Source organism: Rathayibacter sp. AY1F8 (assembly GCF_002932165.1).
Lineage (GTDB): Bacteria > Actinomycetota > Actinomycetes > Actinomycetales > Microbacteriaceae > Rathayibacter.
In genome coordinates this window covers 77,715-92,327 of sequence record NZ_PSVB01000004.1, presented here as the reverse complement: position 1 = coordinate 92,327, position 14,613 = coordinate 77,715, and the positions used below count along the sequence as shown (strand labels likewise).

Genomic DNA, 14,613 nt, shown 5'->3' with positions numbered 1-14,613 from the left:
CGGATCTCCGACTCGTCGCGAACGGCCGCTCCCCGCGTCGGCGGACGGCCGTCCTCGGCGAGTCGGCGATCCGGGACCCGCCGACGCTGACCGCCGGAAGGGGGCTGCTACTCCGCGCGCAGGTCGGCCAGCAGCCGGAGTGCGTGCGCGACCTGCTCGGGACCGCGGACCCGGTAGGAGGCCGCGGTGGTGCCCTCGCCGCTCTTGATGCCGACGTCGCCGGAGCCGAGGACCGCGAAGGCGTCCTCGTCCGTCACGTCGTCGCCCGCGTAGAGGACGGCGGTCGCGCCGGTGTAGCGGCGGAGGTGCTGCACGGCCTCGCCCTTGGTGGTCGAGCGGACCGAGAACTCCAGGACGTTCTTCCCCTCGCGGACGGTGACCCCCTGCACCTCGGCGCGCGCCTCGGAGAGGGCGACGACGTGGGCGACGCGGCTGTGGCGCTCGGTCGCGAGGCGGGTGTGCAGGGCGAAGCCGGCCGGCTTGTCCTCGATCCAGACGTTGTCGATCCCGCGGGCGATGCCCTTCAGGACGTCCTCGAGCACTCCCACCTTCTCGAGCTCGTCGTCGTCGAGCCGGACCGCGTCCTCCTCGGGGTCGAGGCGGATCTCGATGCCGTGGGAGCCGACCAGCAGCGCCTCGTCCGGCAGCTGCGAGACCTCCTCCAGGCTCCCGAGCGCCCGGCCGGAGACCAGCGCGACCCGGGTGCCGGGGAGGGCGAGGAGCCGCAGCACGGCCTCGCGCGCCTCGGGGAGCGCCCGCGCGCGGGCGGGGTCGTCGACCTCGGGCGCGAGGGTGCCGTCGAAGTCGAGGGCCACCAGGAGCCGTTCGGTCGCGGCGAGCTCCCGCAGCGCCGCCGCGAGCCGCTCGGGCACTCCTTCGCTCATCGCGCGCCGCCGTCGAGCGCGCGGTCGTCGGCGGCCTCCCGCTCGAGCTCGGCCGCCTGTCCGTGGGCCGCGTCGTCGCGGTGCTCGGCCTCCTGGCCGTGCGGCGCCTCCTGCCCGCGGGCGGCGGGCCGCACGTCGAGCTGCTGGCCGGCCGCGTGCTCCGCGAGAGCGGAGAGGAACGACTCGGACCAGCGCGCCACGTCGTTCTCGAGCACGCGGCGACGGAGCGCGCGCATGCGCCGGGTGCGCTCGACGCGCGGCATCCGCACCGAGGCCTCCATCGCGTCCTTCAGCCCCGAGATGTCGTGCGGGTTCACCTGCACGGCCTGCTTGAGCTCGTCGGCCGCTCCGGCGAACTCGCTCAGCACGAGCACGCCGTCGTTGTCGAAGCGGGACGCGACGTACTCCTTCGCGACGAGGTTCATCCCGTCGCGCAGCGCCGTCACGAGCATGACGTCGGCGGCGAGGTAGAGCGCCACCATCTCCTCGCGCGGGTAGCCGTGATGGAGGTAGCTGATCGCCGGGTGCCCGAGCGTGCTGTAGTCGCCGTTGATCCGGCCGACCTGCAGCTCGATGTCGTCGCGCAGCTGCCGGTAGGTGTCCACGCGCTCGCGGCTCGGGCTCGCGACCTGCACCAGCACCGCGTCCTCGGAGGTGAGGCGGCCGTCCGCCAGGAGCTCGCCGAAGGCCTTCAGGCGGTGGCCGATCCCCTTGGTGTAGTCGAGCCGGTCGACGCCGAGCATGATCGTCGCGGGGTTGCCCAGCTCGGCGCGGATCTCGGCGGCGCGGGCCTGGATCTCGGGGGTGCGCGCCATCGCCTCGAACGACGCGGAGTCGATCGAGATCGGGAAGTGCCGGGCGACGACCGGGCGCACGCTCGCCCCGCGCCGCGAGCGGTTGACGCGGCGGGTGCCGCCGACGGCCTCCTCCTCGACCGGGACCTCGACGACCGTGCTGCGGGTGTCGTAGCCGAGCAGGCGCCGGACCGCGCGGAGGAAGCTGCCCGCGTCTCCCTGGCGCTGGAAGCCGATCACGTCGGCGCCGAGCAGGCCCTCGACGATCTGCCGGCGCCACGGGAGCTGCGCGAAGATCCCGTAGGGCGGGAACGGGATGTGGTTGAAGAAGCCGATCGTGACGTCGGGCCGGAGCTCCCGCAGCATCTTGGGCACGAGCTGGAGCTGGTAGTCCTGCACCCAGACCACGCCGTCCTCCTCCGTCACGGCCGCGGCCGCCTCGGCGAAGCGCTGGTTGACCCGCACGTAGGCGTCCCACCAGTCGCGGTGGTAGGTCGGGGGCGCGATCACGTCGTGGTACAGCGGCCAGAGCGTGTCGTTCGAGAAGCCCTCGTAGTAGTCCTCGAGCTCCTGCGCACTGAGGGCGACCGGGACGATCTGCACGCCGTTGTCGACGAACGGGGCGACCTCCTCGTCGGCCACGCCGGGCCAGCCGACCCAGGCGCCCTCGTTCGCACGCATCACGGGCTCGAGCGCGGTGACCAGCCCGCCGGGCGAGGTCTTCCAGGAGGCGGTGCCGTCCTCGGCCACGACGCGGTCCACGGGGAGGCGGTTCGAGACGACCACGAACGCGTTGCGCTCGGTTCCTCCCGAGGTCCCGGCGTCGGTCCTGTCAGCGGCGGAGGAGGCGGAGGCGGAGTGCGGAGGAATGGTGGTCCCTTTTCGTCGGTCGAGCCGTCGTCGTGCCCGTCGAGGCTATCAGCCGGCCCCGCTCGGGGGACGGGGGATCAGCCCTGCACGAGGGCGAGGGCGAGCGTCGCTCCGCCCACCGTCGGGACGACCGCGACGAGTCCGAGGAGCGCGTACTGGCGCCACGAGACGTGCACGCCCAGCGCGGTCAGCCTCTGGTGCCAGAGCAGGGTGGCGAGCGAGGCCCACGGGGTGATCAACGGTCCGGCGTTCACGCCGATCAGCAGGGCGACCAGGCGGAGCGGATCCGCCGCGACGGGCTCGAGGGCGAGGTAGGCGGGCAGGTTGTCGACCAGGTTGGAGGCGACCGCGCCGGAGCCGGCGAGGCGCAGCAGGTCGAGCGTCCCGCTCCCCTCCCCCGCGACCACGGCGAGCGCCGCGCCCAGCCCGAGCTGGTGCGCCGCCTCCATCGCCACGAAGAGGCCCGCCGCGAAGACGACGAGCTGCCACGGCAGGAGGGCGGGCGTGAGCGCCGCGGGACGGCGCACCGCGAAGAGGACGATCAGCGCGACCGCGGCGACCGTCGCCGGGATCCACACCTCGAGGCCCGAGACGAGCGCCGGCAGGAGCAGCGCCACGACGGTCCCCGCGCCGATGAGCAGCACCCGGTCCTCCACCGGCGTCCGCTCCCCCGGGGTGTAGCGCCCGGCCAGCTCGCGCCGGTAGCGGATCGCGAGGATCAGCACGGGCACGACGGCCGCGACGAGCGCGGGCACCGCGGTCAGCGCGGCGAAGGCGAAGGGGCCCTCGACCCCCAGGCGCCGCTGCGCGAGCAGGTTGGTGAGGTTCGAGACGGGGAGGAGGAGGGAGGCGCAGTTCGCCAGCCAGACCGTGGCCATCGCGAACGGCAGGGGCGGGACGCGCACGTGCGCCGCGAGCAGGACCACGACCGGGGTCAGGAGCACGGCGGTCGTGTCGAGCGAGAGGAACACCGTGCTGACGACGGCCATCGCCACCACCAGCAGCCAGAGCACCGCGGTCCGCCCGCGGCCCCACTCGGCGGAGCGCTCGGCGACCACGGTGAAGACGCCGGCCTCGGAGGCCAGCTCGGCGACCACGGTCACCGCGACCACGAAGCCGAGGATCGGCGCCGTCCGCTCGACCAGCTCGCCCAGCGCGTCCATCGGGAGGACCCCCGTGACGACGGCCACCGCCCCGACGACGAGCAGCACCGCCCCGATCACAGCCGTGCGCATGTCGTTCCCGTTCTCCTCGGCGTGCCCCGGCTCGAGGATTCGGGTCCCGGCGGCGGTCCACCGTAGCGGGACAACCCCTCGGTGCTGTCAAGCGTTCCTCTGAGAGCTTTCGCACCCGCTAGCGTCGGGGTGAACACGGGAGGCACACGCATGCGCAAGTTCATCCTCAACTCCAGCGTCATCAGCGCGATCGTCGGCGGCTGGTCGATCCTGCAGACCACGCGCAAGGGCCCGCGCGACTGGCGCCTGGCCCTCCAGTGGGTCAGCTGGGCCATCTCGGTCACCGTCGCCCTGGGCTCCGTGTCCTACGACTCGAAGGAGATCGTCAAGGAGGAGCGCGGCAGGAAGCGCGACCGCTAGGCCCTCCTGACGCGCCGCCTCCCCGCGGGGCGGCGTGTCAGCCGGTCTCCCGACCCGGTGGCGGCGACACTGTTCCCAGTCGCTGCCGGCACGGGAAACGGGGTTCGTCATGAGGTTTCGTCTGAGGCGTCGCAAGGCGGCCCCCGAGGTCGTCGAGGCGGCCCCCGTCCTCACGCAGGACGAGCTCTTCGCCGTCGTCCACGAGCGGCTCGCGGCCTTCGTCGGATCCGAGGGCGCCTGGGTCGTCACGCGCCGCAGCCACGACGACCGCGACCCGATCTTCCACGGGATGCTCGCGCGCTCCCTCGCCCACGAGCTCTCCGCCGCCATCCAGGAGGAGCAGCTCCGCGCCGGCGCCGAGCGGACGTCGTCCCCGGTCACCGAGGCGATCCCCGTGATGCGCGCCTCCACTCCCCCGGTGGAGCCGGCCGCCCTCACCTGGGAGCCGAAGCCGATCGCCGTCTGGGCGGAGCCGGCCCCCGCCGACGTCGCCGTCGACACCCCCGTCGCGACCCGCTCCTGACCCGAGCGGTCGGCCGGCGGGCTCGCCCTCCGGCCGACCCGACGAGCGACGTCGCGCTTCCCGCTGATCGAGGAGGCGGCGCAGCCGCCGTCTCGAGATCCCCCGCGGCCGCCCCTGCCTCGGCCGCCCGTCAGAGCGTCGGCCAGCTCCCGGGTCCCTCGCTGCCCGCCGGGTACTCGTCGAGCGGCACCCGGTCCGCGTGCCACGCGTCGATCGCGGGCTGCACGATGCGCCAGCACTCCTCGGCGGCGTCCCCGCGGACCGAGAGCGACGGGTCGTCGTCGAGGATCCCCGAGATGACCTCGCCGTACGCCAGCAGCTCGCCCGCGCCGAAGGTCGCCTCCAGCGAGGCGCGCTCGAGCGTGTACGGGTCGCCGGGGCCGTTGATGTTCAGCTCGAGCGACATCTGGTCGGGCGCGAGGAACAGCCGCAGCACGGACGGCGCCTCGGTGCCGACGAAGCCGCGGGGCAGGTGCGGCACCGGCTTGAAGCGGATGACCACTTCGCGCCGCCGCTCCCCGAGCGCCTTGCCGGAGCGGAGGGTGAACGGCACGCCTGCCCAGCGCCAGGTGTCGATCTCGACGACCAGCTCGGCCAGCGTCTCGGTCCGGCGAGCGGGGTCCACGCCCTTCTCGTCCGCGTAGGCGGGCAGCTCGCGCCCGTCGATCGTCCCCGCCGTGTAGCGGGCGCGGCGCGAGCTCGCGGCGGGGTCGTCGCCGTGCAGGCGGGTGGCGCGCAGGACGATCGACTTCGCGTCCCGGAGGTCGGCCGCGTCGAGCGAGGACGGCGGCTCCATCGCGATCACCGCGAGGACCTGCAGCAGGTGGCTCTGGATCATGTCGGTCAGCGCGCCCGCGCCGTCGTAGTAGCTCGCCCGCCCCTCGAGGGCCAGCTGCTCGTCGTAGACGATCTCGACGCTCTCGATGTGCTCGGCTGACCACAGCGGCTCGAGGATCCGGTTCGCGAAGCGCAGGCCGAGCACGTTCATCACGGTCGCGCGGCCGAGGAAGTGGTCGACGCGGTGGATGCGGTCCTCGGGGACCAGCGCGGCGAGGCGCTGGTTGAGGGCGTGCGCGCTCGCCTCGTCGGTCCCGAACGGCTTCTCCAGCGCCAGCACGGTGCCCTCCGGCAGGTCGTGGGCGGCGAGCGCCTCGCAGGCCTTCGCCGCGATCGCCGGCGGGAGGGCGAAGTAGACCGCCACCGGACCGGCGCAGCTCGCGAGCAGTGCGGCGAGCGCCTCCGGATCGGTGACGTCGACCTGCTGGTAGCGCGTGCCGGAGGTGAGCGCGTCCACGCCCTCGCCCTGCGCCTCGACGGTGGCGAAGGAGGCGGTCAGCACCTCGTGCCAGTGCTCCTGGGTCCAGTCCTCGCGTCCCGCGCCGACGAGGTGGACCCGCCGGTCGGTCTCGCGGGTCAGCAGCTGGCCGACGGCGGGGAGGAGGAGCCGCGAGGACAGGTCCCCCGTCGCTCCGAGGATGAGCAGGGTCGAGACGGTCTGTGCCATGCGGCTCACCCTACGGCGGCGCTGAAGAGCCCCGCTCCGCCTTGACTGGGAGGCCACAGCCGCACCTGAGAGGATCGCCGCATGGTCTCCCCGATCGAGGACTACGCCGTCCTCTCCGACTGCCGCACGGCCGCTCTCGTCTCCCGCGACGGGGGGATCGACTGGCTGTGCCTGCCGCGCTTCGACTCCGCCTCCGTCTTCGGCGCCCTCCTCGGCGGCGACGACCAGGGGCGCTGGTCGCTGCGGCCGGTGGACGGGGAGGCGACGAGCGAGCGCCACTACCTCGGCGACACGCTCGCGCTGGTCACCCGGTGGACGACTCCCACCGGCGTCGTCGAGGTGGTCGACGTGATGCCGCTGCGCGACGAGCGCGCCGAGCTGGTGCGCCGGGTGCGCGGAGTGTCGGGGACCGTCCGGATGCGGCAGGAGCTGCGCATCCGCTTCGACTACGCCCGCACCATGCCGTGGGTGCGGCAGGAGGGGACGGACGAGGATCCGCTGCTCGTCGCCGTCGCCGGGCCCGACGCGGTCGTGGTGCGCGGAGTGCGGCTGAAGGCCGTCGACCACGCCCACGCGGCGGAGTTCGACGTCGACGCGGACGCGGTCGTCGACCTCTCGATGGCGTGGTTCCCCTCGCACCAGCGGGCGCCGAAGCGCCTCGACGTCGACCGCGCGCTGGAGCGCACGCTCTCCTGGTGGTCCGAGTGGGCGTCGGCGATCGACTACGACGGGCCGCACCGCGACGCCGTCGTCCGCTCGCTGCTGACCCTCCGCGCCCTGACCGACGACGAGACCGGCGGCATCGTCGCGGCGGCGACCACCTCGCTCCCGGAGCAGTTCGGCGGCGCCCGCAACTGGGACTACCGCTACGTCTGGCTCCGCGACGCCTCGCTCACCCTGCAGGCCCTGCTCGCGCACGGGTTCGAGCAGGAGGCGCAGAAGTGGCGGGCCTGGCTGCTCCGCGCGGTCGCGGGCGCGCCGGAGGACGTGCAGATCATGTACGGCCTCGCCGGCGAGCGCGACCTGCCCGAGCGGGAGATGCCGAGCCTGCCCGGCTACGACGGCGCCTCCCCCGTGCGGATCGGGAACGCCGCCGTCGACCAGTACCAGGCGGACGTGATCGGCGAGGTGATGGTCGCTCTGCACGAGGCCCGCGTGGCCGGAGTGGACGAGACGGAGTTCTCCTGGCCGCTCCAGCGCGCGCTCCTGGGCTTCGTCGAGACCAACTGGCAGCGGCCGGACAACGGCATCTGGGAGATCCGGGGCGAGCCGCCGCACTTCACGCACTCGCGGGTCATGATCTGGGCCGCGCTCGATCGGGGCGTCCGCGCCGTGCGCGAGAACGGCCTGCCCGGTCCGGTCGAGACCTGGGAGCGCCTCCGCGACGAGGTGCGCGCCGAGATCGAGGCCCAGGGCTTCGACGCCGAGCGCGGCCACTTCGTGCAGTCCTACGGCTCGCCCGAGGTCGACGCGTCGCTCCTCGTGCTGCCGATGGTCGGGTTCGTCCCCGCCGACGACCCGCGGATGCTGGGCACCGTCGCCGAGCTGGAGCGCGTGCTCCTGCAGGACGGCCTGCTGCACCGCTACCGGACCGAGTCCTCGGTCGACGGCCTCGCCGGCGGCGAGCACCCGTTCCTCGCCTGCTCCTTCTGGCTCGTCCGGCAGTACGCCGACTCCGGCCGGATCGATGACGCGCGGACCCTGATGGACCGGCTCGTCGGGCTCTGCAACGACGTGGGCCTCCTCTCGGAGGAGTACGACGTCGAGGGCCGCCGGCACGCGGGGAACACTCCCCAGGCCCTCTCCCACCTCGCCCTGGTGCAGGCGGCCGACGCGATCGCGGCAGCCCGATGAGGCGCCGCCGCGTCGTTCTCGCGAGCATCGGCGGAGTCCTCGGAGTCGCGGTCCTCGGCTTCCTCACCTGGAGCTCGATCGTCAGCGGCCCCGACGAGGACGCCCTCGCCCGCGTGCGCGCCGATCCGGCGATCGCGGTCGAGCGCACGGACGACGCGCTCGTGATGACGCCGACCTCGACCGGTGAGCTGGCCGGCACGGGCCTGGTCTTCATCCCCGGAGCGAAGGTCGACGCCTCCTCCTACGAGGCGACCCTGGCTCCGCTGGTCGAGGCCGGGGCGACCGTCGTGATCACGCGGCCGATCCTGCACCTGGCCTTCTTCGATCTCCGCTCGCTCGAGACCTTCACCAGCCAGGCCGAGGGCGTCGACCGCTGGCTCGTCGGCGGCCACTCCCTCGGCGGCGTGAAGGCCTGCCAGTGGGCCGAGGACCCGGCGGTGGCGGGCCTGGTGCTGCTCGGCAGCTACTGCGCGAACGACCTCTCGGGCTCCGGGCTCCCCGTCCTCAGTGTCAGCGGATCGGAGGACGGGCTCAGCACGCCGGAGAAGGTCGCCGACGCGAGCGTCCGGCTGCCCTCCTCCGCCGACCTCGTCGAGATCGACGGCGCCAACCACGCCGACTTCGGCTGGTACGGGCCGCAGGCGGGCGACGGCGAGGCGACCATCAGCCACGAGGAGGCGGACGCCCGCATCGCCGAGGCCCTCCTGGGCTTCAGCCGCGAGGTCGGCTGAGTCGCCCGCTCCCGCTTGACCTCGAGCGCACTCGAAGTCGTAGGTTGACGCCATGTCCACCGCCACCGCCGCCCCGGCCGAGCCGGAGGTGCTGTCGATCTCGCAGGTCGCCGCCGTCACCGGTCTCACCGTGCACACCCTGCGCTACTACGAGCGCGCCGGGCTCATGCTCGACCCGGTCGAGCGCGCCTCGTCGCAGCACCGCCGCTACCGGCCGGCCGACGTCGGCTGGGTCGACTTCCTCACCAAGCTCCGCGCGACCGGGATGCCGATCGCGAGGATCCGCGAGTACGCCCGGCTCCTCCGGATCGGGCCCGCCACGGAGCCGGAGCGCCTCGCGCTGCTCCGGACGCACCGCGAGGAGGTCGAGGCGCAGCTCGCCCGGACACACGCCAGCCTCGCTGCGATCGACATCAAGATCGCGGCGTACCAGGAGAGGACCACCTACTGATGAAGACGATCACCCTCGGATCCGACGTCGCCGCTCTCGAGGTCTCGCGCCTCGGTCTCGGCGCGATGGGCATGTCGGCGTTCTACACCGGCGCCGGCACCGACGACGCGGAGTCGATCCGCACCGTGCACCGCGCCCTCGAGCTCGGCGTCACGTTCCTCGACACCGCCGAGATCTACGGCCCGTACACCAACGAGGAGCTGCTCGGCCGCGCGCTGGCAGGCCGCCGCGACGAGGTGGTGCTGGCGAGCAAGTTCGGCATGATCCGCCACCGCGGCGACGGGGGCCGCGGACTCGACGGCTCCCCGGAGAACCTGCGGCTCGCCGTCGAGGGCTCGCTCGCGCGCCTCGGCACCGACCGCATCGACCTCTACTACCAGCACCGCATGGACCCGGGCGTCCCGGTCGAGGAGACCGCCGGGGCCTTCGCGGAGCTGATCCAGGAGGGCAAGCTCCGCGGCTACGGCCTCTCGGAGGCGGCGCCAGCGACGATCCGGCGCGCTCACGCCGTGCACCCGGTCACCGCTGTGCAGTCCGAGTACTCGCTCTGGACCCGCGACCCCGAGGGGGAGGTGCTGCCGGTCCTCCGCGAGCTCGGCATCGGCTTCGTCCCGTACTCGCCGCTGGGCCGCGGCTTCCTCACGGGCAGCATCCGCTCGGTCGCCGAGCTGGGCAGCGACGACTTCCGCCGCGACAACCCCCGCTTCGCCGACGGAGCGCTGGAGGCGAACCTCCGCATCGTGGAGGCCGTCGACCGTGTGGCGGCAGAGGCGGACGCGACCGCCGCGCAGGTGGCGCTCGCCTGGCTGCTCGCCCAGGGCGAGGACATCGCTCCGATCCCGGGCACCAAGCGCGTCTCGCGCATCGAGGAGAACGCGGCCGCGGACGCCCTCGTGCTGACCGCGGAGCAGCTCGACGTCCTCGGCGCGCTCGAGGCCCCCATCGGCGACCGCTACGCCGACATGAGCTCCGTGAACCGCTGACCGCCCTGCGGGACGCCGCTCGCCGCGCGCACCCCGGGCGCGGCCGTGCGAGCGGCGTCCTCGCAGGAGTCAGTCCCGCGGCGGCAGCTCCCGCTTCGGGGTGTCCCGCTTCGGGGTGTCCCGCAGGTCGATGAGACCTGTGAACATCGCCCCCCGCTCGTTCGAGCGCTCGTCGCCCGAGAACAGGTTGTCCGGGGCGGAGGACCCGTGCCGGCGCGGGGTCGCGGCGCGAGCGGGCTCCCGCTCCATCTCGACGCGCTGACGCGGCAGGGCGACGGGGTCGTTCTCGTGCAGCCACGAGACGAGCCGCTCGCGCACGTAGCAGCGCAGGTCGAAGAGCGTCGGCGCGTCCTTCGCGGTGACGAGCACCCGGATCCGGACGAAGCCGCCCGTCGCGTCGGTCACCTGCAGCACGCTGGTGCGCCGGTCCCAGAGGTCCGTCTCCTCGAGCATGCGGTGCAGCTCGTCGCGCATCTGCTCGGGGCTCACCCGCCAGTCCAGGTCGAGCTCGACGGCGCCGAGCAGCTCGGACCCGGTGCGGGTCCAGTTCTGGAACGGCTGGGTCGTGAAGTAGTTCGTGGGCAGCACCAGGCGGCGGTCGTCCCAGAGGTGGACGACGACATAGGTCAGCGTGATCTCCTCGATCCGCCCCCACTCGGTCTCGACGATCACCACGTCGTCCAGGCGGATGGCGTCACTGAAGGCGAGCTGCATCCCGGCGAAGATGTTCGTGAGGCTCGACTGCGCGGCCAGGCCCGCCACGATCGAGAGCACGCCGGCCGAGGCCAGGAGGCTCGCACCGGCCGTACGGGCCTCGGGGAAGGTCAGCAGCGAGGCGCCGATCGCGATGACCACGACGGCCGCCACGGCGACCCTCCGGATGATCGTCATCTGCGTGCGGAGGCGGCGTGCCCGGCGGTTGTCGGCCGTGTCGGTCCGGTAGCGCTCGGCGCCCAGGTCCTCGAGGAACACGAACAGGGATCCGATCACCCACGCCGCCGCGCCGATCGTGGCGATCTGGAACACCCGCTGCACGAGACCCGGCCAGGGGTCGCCCGACACGGTGGCGGCGAGCGCGGCCCAGACCGCGATGGTCATCAGCAGCACGCGGAACGGGATGCGCAGACGCCGGATCAGCAGGCGCGCCCAGGTCTTGCGCTTGCCGACCGAGCGCAGCACGAGGGCGACGACGGCGGTCGCGACCACGGCGATCACGACCGCGATCACCACGGCGAGCGCGATCGAGCCGATCACGGGGAGGACGTCTTCGGGCACATCGGTCCTTTCTGGAGGGGAAACGGAAGCGAACGGAGATCCTGCCACGCGAACGGGGGTCGGTCCGCATTCTGCGCCGGACACCGTGCGGATGCTCAGGCGCCTGTTGGCGTCGGCGGACGGAGACGTCGACCTCGCCTGGAGCACCGTCGCCCGGACCTTCACGCGGACGGGCATCACCCTGAGCCTGACCGCCGCCGCAGACGACCAGGCCCGGGCCTTAGACGCGCTCGACGTCGGGATCGGCTCCACGAGCGCCGGCTTCCGCGGAGTCCTGCCGCCTTTCGACCCGTCGACCGCCGCACCCTCCAGCGAGTGAGCACGGGCCGGCGCTCCCCCCGCGGGCGCTCCGAGGAGGTCGGGAACGGACTCGGACCGGGAACGACGAAGCCCCGCACCTCACGAGGAGGTGCGGGGCTGGTGGTGCACCCCCTCGGACTTGAACCGAGAACCCACTGATTAAGAGTCAGTTGCTCTGCCGATTGAGCTAGAGGTGCGTTCCGGCCGGCTGATCGTGCGTGCCGAACCGAGGGATCACATTACCAGCGTCTCCCCCCGTCTCGTCAAATCGAGCGCGACGGAACGCCCGCGGCAGCGATCGGAGGCTCCGCGGGACCCACCGGTATCGTGGTCGCGTGACCCCGCAGAGCAGTGACCAGAGCTTCGACGACGACCTCCGACTCGCCCTCCGCCTGGCGGACGCGGCCGATGCGATCTCGCGGGAGCGGTTCGGCGCGCTCGACCTCGTCGTGGACACGAAGCTCGACCGCACCCCGGTCACCGACGCCGACCGCGCCGTCGAGGAGGCGATCCGCGCGCTGCTCGCCGCCGAGCGTCCGGACGACGCGATCCTCGGCGAGGAGTTCGGCACCTCGGGCGAGGCCTCGCGGCAGTGGATCCTCGACCCGATCGACGGCACCGCCCACTTCCTCCGCGGCGTCCCGATCTGGGCGACCCTGATCGCGCTCGCGGTCGACGGCGTCCCCGTCGTCGGAGTCGTCTCCGCTCCCGCTCTCGGCACGCGCTGGTGGGCGGCCGAGGGCTCCGGCGCCTGGGCCGTCGAGCTGGAGGCCGGGGCCGAGCCGCGACCGCTGCGCGTCTCGGGGATCGACACGCTCGCCTCGGCGACCTTCAGCTACAACAGCATTCAGCAGTGGGAGGGCGCGGGCCGTCTCCCGCAGCTGCTCGAGCTCGCCGGCGCCGTCTGGCGCGACCGGGCGTACGGGGACGCGTGGCCCTACATGCTCGTCGCCGAGGGTCTCCTCGACGGTGCGGGCGAGTTCGACGTGAAGCCCTACGACCTGGCGGCCCTGGTGCCGATCGTGCAGGAGGCGGGCGGCCGCTTCACCTCCGCCGACGGGGAGGACGGGCCGTGGCACGGCAGCGCCGTCGCCACCAACGGCCTGCTGCACGACGAGGTGCTCGCGATCGTGGCGCCGCGATGAGGAGCCGGACGGCCGCGCTCGCCTCGGCGGCGCTCCTCCTGCTCCTCTCGGGCTGCTCCTCCGTCGTCGGGCCGGACGGCCCGGAGGCCGTGCGTGACGAGGGCGGCACGGTGGCGACCGCCGGCGTCACCGACGTGTTCTCGCTGCGGCGCGGCGACTGCCTGGCCGACCCGGGCGACGACCGCATCGCCGACGTGGACGTCGTCCCGTGCGCCGAGGAGCACGCACTGGAGGTCTTCCACACGTTCGCGCAGCCCGGAGACCGCTACTCCAGCCGCAACACGCTGCTCGCCCAGGCCGAGGCGGGCTGCGAGCCGGAGTTCGGCGCCGTGATGGGGATCGCCTACGGCGACTCCGCCCTCGAGTACCGCTCGCTCGTCCCCTCCGAGGTCGGCTGGCGCCATGGAGACCGCACGATCGTCTGCGCGGTCCTCGATCCGGCCGACGACTCCACCACCGGCAGCCTCTTCGGCTCAGCTCGCTGACCACGGCTCCGATCGACCCCCGTTCGGCTCATTGACACGCGCTCCGTCGGAGCGCAGGGTGAAGGGACGAACGGCAGGCGCGAGGGGGCGCGGAGACCGGCGGCTCAGGAGTCGACATGCAGGACCGGCACGACCAGGAACCCCCCGAGCGCTCGCGCACGGCCGAGCAGCACTGGGGACCGGCGGACAGCCTGTTCCCGAGGCTCCGCCGGCAGAGCTCCCTGCTCGCCGCGGCGGAGGCGGTCGCGCAGGTCGACGGGCCCGGCCCGGGCGACGTCTGGTCGCGGCTCCTGCACGACTACGCCCACGCCTTCGACCGCGTCGTCTCGGTGGACGGCGACGACGAGGCCGCCACGCTCGGCTGGCTGAAGCCGCGCGGTGTGGTCTCGCTGCTGGTCACCGAGCGGTGCGACGACGACGACGCCGCCGAGCACCTGGTGGCCGCGCTCGCCGCGATGAACGCCGTGACCCTCTCCGTGCACGAGGCGCGAGCAGCACGGCTCCGTCCTCTGCTGGACGTGCTGCACCGGCTCCTGCCCGACGCGTTCGCCGAGCTGCCGGTGGACCGCAGCGCCCACTACCCGGCCGGCACCGCCGTCGCCGTGCTGGCGCCGGGCGTGCTCTACCGGGACTGGGCCCCGCCGCAGGCTCTCGCCGGCCCGGCGCACGACGACGACGACCGGCTGGCGATGCTCACCCTCTACGGGCGGATCAGACAGCTCGACGTGCGACCGTCGTGAGGGCGGCGGAGCGGAGCTCCCAGTGTGCGACGACGACCGGTGGTGGAGATGGGGGGAATCGAACCCCCGTCCATCGCTGTGATTCTGCGCCTTCTACGGGTGTAGCCGATGAGAGCGTTCTGCTCGGCCCCGACCGTTACCATCGGCGCATCGGTCGACGGGCCCAGCCCGAGTGCAAGTCCCGCGTCGCCCTCAGGCGTAACGACGCAGCAAGTCCTCTAGATGACGCCAGGATCCGGGGCGAGGACGCACCCACGGGCTGACGGACTATCTACTCTGGCTTAGGCAGCGAGAGCGAAGTCGGTGCGCTTCTGTTCGGCACCTGTGTTTTCCAGGGATCGTTGACGAGATGACCCTGGATCCTCGACCCGCTTCTCGCAGTTTCGCAGGCAATGTCGAAACCGATCATCCCCGCGAGCACTCGACGGCCCGGAGGCCGCTGGAGTGGGTCGTTCGTCGCACACTGTGGAGTTACGGGT

Annotated in this window: 15 protein-coding genes, 1 tRNA gene and 1 other RNA gene; 10 read left to right on the top strand and 7 right to left on the bottom strand. The window is 73.2% G+C overall.

Translation table 11 applies throughout. The features are described from left to right. Positions 1-107: 107 nt before the first annotated feature. From otsB to C5C35_RS04945, 3 genes are all read right to left on the bottom strand, one after another. Complete coding sequence (gene otsB, locus C5C35_RS04955; protein ID WP_104262689.1) at positions 108-884, bottom strand: trehalose-phosphatase; 777 nt, start codon at positions 882-884, stop codon at positions 108-110. Then, complete coding sequence (locus tag C5C35_RS04950; RefSeq protein WP_104262688.1) at positions 881-2,464, bottom strand: trehalose-6-phosphate synthase; 1,584 nt, start codon at positions 2,462-2,464, stop codon at positions 881-883. Before C5C35_RS04950 ends, otsB begins: the two co-directional genes overlap by 4 nt. A 161-nt stretch (positions 2,465-2,625) precedes the next feature. Continuing rightward, complete coding sequence (locus C5C35_RS04945; protein WP_104247451.1) at positions 2,626-3,783, bottom strand: SLC13 family permease; 1,158 nt, start codon at positions 3,781-3,783, stop codon at positions 2,626-2,628. Between the two features lie 150 nt (positions 3,784-3,933). Between C5C35_RS04945 and C5C35_RS04940 the strand changes: the two genes are divergently transcribed. Together C5C35_RS04940 and C5C35_RS04935 are read left to right on the top strand one after the other, a co-directional pair. Continuing rightward, positions 3,934-4,143, top strand: a complete 210-nt coding sequence (locus C5C35_RS04940; protein WP_104226242.1) for a hypothetical protein — start codon at positions 3,934-3,936, stop codon at positions 4,141-4,143. A 109-nt stretch (positions 4,144-4,252) separates the two neighbouring features. Next, a complete protein-coding gene (locus C5C35_RS04935; RefSeq protein WP_104233213.1) occupies positions 4,253-4,666 on the top strand; it encodes a hypothetical protein in 414 nt (137 codons plus the stop codon). 130 nt (positions 4,667-4,796) lie between these two features. On the opposite strand, the gene C5C35_RS04930 is transcribed toward C5C35_RS04935, so the two are convergent. Beyond that, the gene (locus C5C35_RS04930; RefSeq protein ID WP_181065465.1) at positions 4,797-6,170 is read right to left on the bottom strand and encodes a glucose-6-phosphate dehydrogenase; all 1,374 of its coding nucleotides are present in this window, start codon (positions 6,168-6,170) and stop codon (positions 4,797-4,799) included. Between the two features lie 81 nt (positions 6,171-6,251). Between C5C35_RS04930 and C5C35_RS04925 the strand changes: the two genes are divergently transcribed. Genes C5C35_RS04925 through C5C35_RS04910 form a run of 4 tightly spaced genes read left to right on the top strand, consistent with a single transcriptional unit; the run spans position 6,252 to position 10,189 of the window. Then, on the top strand, positions 6,252-8,024 hold the full coding sequence (locus tag C5C35_RS04925; RefSeq protein WP_104262687.1) for a glycoside hydrolase family 15 protein: 1,773 nt from the start codon (positions 6,252-6,254) through the stop codon (positions 8,022-8,024). Continuing rightward, positions 8,021-8,755, top strand: coding sequence for an alpha/beta hydrolase (locus C5C35_RS04920; protein WP_104223550.1), 735 nt, complete (start codon positions 8,021-8,023; stop codon positions 8,753-8,755). The genes C5C35_RS04925 and C5C35_RS04920 overlap by 4 nt, the downstream gene beginning before the upstream one ends. Before the next feature lie 52 nt (positions 8,756-8,807). Further along, positions 8,808-9,206 (top strand): MerR family transcriptional regulator, encoded by a 399-nt coding sequence (locus tag C5C35_RS04915; RefSeq protein ID WP_104262686.1) that lies wholly within the window; start codon positions 8,808-8,810, stop codon positions 9,204-9,206. After that, positions 9,206-10,189 carry an aldo/keto reductase gene (locus C5C35_RS04910; RefSeq protein ID WP_104262685.1) on the top strand — a complete coding sequence of 328 codons (984 nt, stop codon included), beginning with the start codon at positions 9,206-9,208 and terminating at the stop codon, positions 10,187-10,189. Before C5C35_RS04915 ends, C5C35_RS04910 begins: the two co-directional genes overlap by 1 nt. A 69-nt stretch (positions 10,190-10,258) precedes the next feature. Here the strand turns inward: C5C35_RS04910 and C5C35_RS04905 are convergent, their stop codons facing one another. Further along, positions 10,259-11,464: a mechanosensitive ion channel family protein gene (locus C5C35_RS04905; RefSeq protein WP_258063236.1), complete on the bottom strand. Its 1,206-nt coding sequence runs from the start codon at positions 11,462-11,464 to the stop codon at positions 10,259-10,261. Positions 11,465-11,555: 91 nt separating this feature from the next. Between C5C35_RS04905 and C5C35_RS16905 the strand changes: the two genes are divergently transcribed. Then, on the top strand, positions 11,556-11,783 hold the full coding sequence (locus tag C5C35_RS16905; protein WP_181127348.1) for a hypothetical protein: 228 nt from the start codon (positions 11,556-11,558) through the stop codon (positions 11,781-11,783). A 102-nt stretch (positions 11,784-11,885) separates the two neighbouring features. On the opposite strand, the gene C5C35_RS04895 is transcribed toward C5C35_RS16905, so the two are convergent. Further along, a tRNA-Lys gene (locus C5C35_RS04895) sits at positions 11,886-11,961 on the bottom strand. Between the two features lie 138 nt (positions 11,962-12,099). On the opposite strand from C5C35_RS04895, the gene C5C35_RS04890 reads away from it, so the two are divergent. From C5C35_RS04890 to C5C35_RS04880, 3 genes are all read left to right on the top strand, one after another. Next, positions 12,100-12,909 carry an inositol monophosphatase family protein gene (locus tag C5C35_RS04890; protein WP_104223554.1) on the top strand — a complete coding sequence of 270 codons (810 nt, stop codon included), beginning with the start codon at positions 12,100-12,102 and terminating at the stop codon, positions 12,907-12,909. Further along, positions 12,906-13,394: a septum formation family protein gene (locus C5C35_RS04885; RefSeq protein ID WP_104223555.1), complete on the top strand. Its 489-nt coding sequence runs from the start codon at positions 12,906-12,908 to the stop codon at positions 13,392-13,394. The genes C5C35_RS04890 and C5C35_RS04885 overlap by 4 nt, the downstream gene beginning before the upstream one ends. A gap of 116 nt (positions 13,395-13,510) precedes the next feature. Further along, positions 13,511-14,134, top strand: coding sequence for a hypothetical protein (locus tag C5C35_RS04880; protein ID WP_104262683.1), 624 nt, complete (start codon positions 13,511-13,513; stop codon positions 14,132-14,134). Positions 14,135-14,174: 40 nt separating this feature from the next. Here the strand turns inward: C5C35_RS04880 and ssrA are convergent. Continuing rightward, positions 14,175-14,547: a transfer-messenger RNA gene (gene ssrA / locus C5C35_RS04875) on the bottom strand. Between the last annotated feature and the right edge of the window lie 66 nt (positions 14,548-14,613).